The 3,751-nt window shown below is 59.7% G+C and carries 4 protein-coding genes and 2 pseudogenes; 2 read left to right on the top strand and 4 right to left on the bottom strand.

The features are described 5' to 3' along the window. Both ACRCSW_RS15755 and ACRCSW_RS15750 read left to right on the top strand, forming a co-directional pair. Positions 1–237: pseudogene (locus ACRCSW_RS15755) on the top strand (hypothetical protein); the annotation flags it as partial. Then, positions 234–542 (top strand): DUF3325 domain-containing protein, encoded by a 309-nt coding sequence (locus tag ACRCSW_RS15750; RefSeq protein ID WP_438706594.1) that lies wholly within the window; start codon positions 234–236, stop codon positions 540–542. The pseudogene ACRCSW_RS15755 and the gene ACRCSW_RS15750, both read left to right, overlap by 4 nt. A gap of 178 nt (positions 543–720) precedes the next feature. On the opposite strand, the pseudogene ACRCSW_RS15745 reads toward ACRCSW_RS15750, so the two are convergent. From ACRCSW_RS15745 to ACRCSW_RS15730, 4 genes and pseudogenes are all read right to left on the bottom strand, one after another. Beyond that, positions 721–843: pseudogene (locus ACRCSW_RS15745) on the bottom strand (helix-turn-helix domain-containing protein); the annotation flags it as partial. Positions 844–1,306: 463 nt separating this feature from the next. After that, entirely contained in the window at positions 1,307–2,317 is a 1,011-nt protein-coding gene (locus ACRCSW_RS15740; protein WP_438706593.1) for a hypothetical protein, read from the bottom strand. Between the two features lie 173 nt (positions 2,318–2,490). Next, positions 2,491–3,216, bottom strand: a complete 726-nt coding sequence (locus tag ACRCSW_RS15735) for a DUF4198 domain-containing protein (RefSeq protein ID WP_438706592.1) — start codon at positions 3,214–3,216, stop codon at positions 2,491–2,493. A gap of 184 nt (positions 3,217–3,400) precedes the next feature. Further along, positions 3,401–3,751 (bottom strand): tyrosine-type recombinase/integrase (locus ACRCSW_RS15730; protein ID WP_438706591.1); only part of this gene is annotated, 351 nt, incomplete at its 5' end.

The following is a 3,751-nucleotide window of genomic DNA, read 5'->3' as shown; positions in this document are numbered from 1 at the left end:
CAGTTGGCTGTCGCTGCCATCTTGTGCGGTTTGATCCCGGTGCTCAACGCACTGACCACGGGGATACATCTGGGCTATTCCCTGCCCGCCGGCGAATGGGTCATTGCGGGGTTTGACCTGACGATGCTGGGTTTCGCGGCTTTCTTTGCCTTTGCGTTGTATCGCGTGCGCCTGCGCCAGCTTGCCCCGGCCATGCGGGAAGCCTCCGCACCCCGCAGTATGAAGCCGGCAGAATGATGATCTTGGTTACATTCGTGCTGTGCTGTCTGGGCCTTCTGGCCCTAGCCTACGCCAAGCCCAAGCATCACATTGCTGCATTGGGCCAAAACCCCGGACTTGCTAGGCAACGCGTCCTAGCAATCTTGGGTTGGACGACTCTGAGCGTGGCAATCTGGGCAGCGATGCAGACAGTCTCGGATTGGGCAATCGGACTGGTGTTATGGGTAGGCGCACTGTCGGTTGGGGGCATTGTCGTTACTTTGATCATGACTTACGGCCCGAAAGCGGACGGAGTGGCGCGAAACATCATTGAAGGGCCTTGAGTAAAACAGCTGGATTTGATGGCAAAAGCTCTTCGTCAACTTTGGCGCGGAGACTGCACGTCATACGCCACTCTGAGCCCGGAATCTCACGCCGACAAAGCTGCACCTGCCCCAGTCAACAGCTAGCTACAGCCTCACCCATCGCCCAGCCCGCAGCCATCCTCGCCGCAGTCGCGTAAGGCGGCACCGAAAACGCCAACATCCTCCGAACACTGTCGCGCGAGATGTTGAAATGCCGCGCAGCCCCCCGCTGGCTCATCCCCTCCGCACAGGCAAGTTGAACCCTTCGATACTTGTCCACGATGAAAATGCCGCCTCCCTCCCTGTCGCCAGAAGAGGCAAAAGTGGCCGACTATTGCGCCGCCCGCAGCAGGCTTATCCCGCCGTTCCCGTAGCCGACTTTCTCACCGCCGTTCTCACCGTCCTCGGTCAGGTCGAGATCGTTTGGGTTAGACGACACTGTCCGCGAAATTGGCTGTCACGCCTCAACCGTTAGCCGTGCAATAGCGTCCCACAGACCGCAAAGGCGGGGAACGATGCGATAGCTGAGATCTCCGCGCTTCCCGCCTTTGCTAGCACTAACCGACGTGCGGAAGCAGACGCAATCGGGTGCCGAAGTCTCATGAAACCGGGTGCCGAATTTGGCGAGAGCCAGCAGGCTTGCTCATGGCAAACTCTAAGCCACTGGATTCACCATGTGAGTCTTCCAACCAACGACTTATGCAACAACGCCCACCGGAGTTAAGGATGACCAATTAAAAAAGTCAGAAATAAAGGTTCATCCCGATACTGACGACGGATCGGTTTGATTTGGCGCCCGCATCATCGCTGCGAATATGCCAGACGCCCATGTCCGCGATGACTTTGTCGGGCACGAAGCTGTACATGCCGATCACGGCAATCGATGTCTCGTCCAGCCTGGCCCCTGCGGCCCGGCTTTGCGAGACGTTCAGGTTTGTGCTGAGGGTCAGCTTGTCCGTCACCTCACGGCTTACGCCCAGCCCGAAGCCACTGTCTTCGGTCCAGTCGCCATTGTCTGTCAGGGCGACGGCGCCTCCGATGGTCCAGCCGTCCTTGGTCCAATTGAGACCCGCTTGATAGGCCACGGCCTCAGGGCCGCCGCCTTCCACAGCCAGCACCTTTTCCATGCCGAGGCTGCCGGTCCAGATTGCCCCGCTCATGGCTTCGCGCTCATAAATCAGGGCAAGCGACGCACTCGACGTGGCTTCGCCACTTTCCACGCTTTCAAACCCGGTCTCCGGCATGTAGCTGGCCGCCAATTTCAGCCCGCCGCCAAGATCCGGTGTCCGGTAGAACAGCACAGACCGGCTATCAAATGCTGGGCAAGTACCTATCGTCACGTAATCCCCCGCGCCGATGTTTTCGCCCGTGGTCGGCGCCTCGATGCAGTGCTCGCCGATCGCACTGCTGGTATAGGAGTAGGCCAGATAGCCAAACCGCTCCCCCTCAAGCCAAAGCCCAAGATCAATGTAGGGGTCGCCGAACACTTTGATCGCCCGGTCTTCGGCCGTATCGAGGACGATTTCGCTGAACGCTTCCACCCCGAATGTCAGGCTGCCCACCTGGCGCGACCAGACCAGCGTCAGGTCAAGATACCCTGTGGTCGAGTCCTCCATCGCGCTGTCGTGCATAAACATCAAGTTCGCGCCGACCTCGGGCGTCAGAGTGAAGTCCCCGAAAGTCAGCGCTTCGAAGGCAACCGCCGGGCTTGCCCAAACTGCCACCGCGACTATGGCCACTGGCCTTGACATCATCGTCCCATCCCCATGCCACGCTTGTTCTGACGCTCTGTCGACGTGGCTAGACGAGCGCGTGGCTGACCAAAGGGCTGGCGTTGTTGTGTAAAATGTCCTGGCGGCCGCGGGACCCGCTGGTTGCCGCGACAAACCAGTGATGGGTGTCGCGGCAGGACGGCAGGACGTGTCGGCTATTCTTCGGCTGGGCCCTTCGCGACAAAGGACAGGACCGCCTGCCGACCAATGCTCTCCTTCTCGGACACCTTGGTTTCGTCATAATACTGCAGCACGTTCAGGCCGTTGTTCTGCACTGTCACCATGGTCTTGCCGTCGGCATCTGTCACCGGCGACGACAGATCCCAATCCGTCAGCACATCCAGCGACACCGACACACCGACAAGCGGCTTGCCGTCCTTAAAGACCTGCACCTGCAGCTTGTCGCCCATGGTCAGGATCGTTGGGTCGGTCAGCGGCACAATCTCCAGCGGATGTCCGACGGCGACGCCGGGCTTCTCGGTCGCACCGACATAGGCCACGGGATAGGTGAAGCACTGCCCCGTGCTTTTGTAACCGGCGTGCTTATCCGGGCTCTCGTTATGCCACTCGCCCGCCGCGTCTTCTGTCCACCAGCCGTCGGAGTAAACGACCGAGAGGACTGCTGCACCTTCGGTGCCACTCAGCCCCATGACCTTGCCTTGCGGTGCCAAGGTGACGGTCAGCGGTGCTCCGGTTTTGTCGAACCCCTTGGCATCCGTCACAATCGCGGGGTCATAGGCTTCGTTCGTGGCCGAGCCTTCGCCGTGGATCACGACATAGTCACCGCCATGCTGCGCAATCCAGGACGCATGGGCGTCGGCCACAGTCGCGGTCATTGCAAGTGCGGCAGCGCCGGAAAGAAGGACTTGCTTGATGGTCATTTGGCCAGCTCCATTCTTCAGAACCTTCCGGATGTCCGGACCGGTTCGGTGATGTGCTGGCTGTGTTTGGCGGGCAGTGCAGGTGATGTTGCAAAGTTGACTATTAGAGTCAACAATTTTCTGTGAGTTGCGACTGTCCGTCTCCACTGAACGCCTGGACCGTTCGGCTACGATGGGTTCCGATCTACATCTCGACGCCTTCTGAAATCTCCAGCGCGTCTTCCAACTCGATCCCCAGATATCGCACCGTGCTGTCCATCTTGGTGTGGCCGAGAAGGAGTTGCACAGCCCGCAGGTTCCCCGTCTTCTTGTAGATCTGCGCCGCCTTGGTGCGCCGCATCGAATGCGTGCCATAAGCACTCGGTTCCAGTCCGATCGACGTCACCCAGCCGCGAAGGATGCGTGCATACTGCCGGGTCGAAAGGTGCGGGCTGCCGTGAAACCGGCTTGGCCAAAGATCATCGCACCCGAACATCGCCGGGCTTTCGATCCACCGCTGTACTGCTTTGCGGGTCTGTTCCGTGATTTCAAACTG

Source organism: Tabrizicola sp. (assembly GCF_051645465.1).
In the GTDB taxonomy this organism is placed as follows: Bacteria; Pseudomonadota; Alphaproteobacteria; order Rhodobacterales; family Rhodobacteraceae; genus Tabrizicola.
This window is presented reverse-complemented; position numbering and strand designations above follow the sequence as displayed.

Bases quoted from the DNA above. Each gene is read 5' to 3' on its own strand.
- ACRCSW_RS15735 (WP_438706592.1), bottom strand. From the start codon at position 3,216: ATGACCATCAAGCAAGTCCTTCTTTCCGGCGCTGCCGCACTTGCAATG.
- ACRCSW_RS15750 (WP_438706594.1), top strand. From the start codon at position 234: ATGATGATCTTGGTTACATTCGTGCTGTGCTGTCTGGGCCTTCTGGCC.
- ACRCSW_RS15740 (WP_438706593.1), bottom strand. From the start codon at position 2,317: ATGATGTCAAGGCCAGTGGCCATAGTCGCGGTGGCAGTTTGGGCAAGC.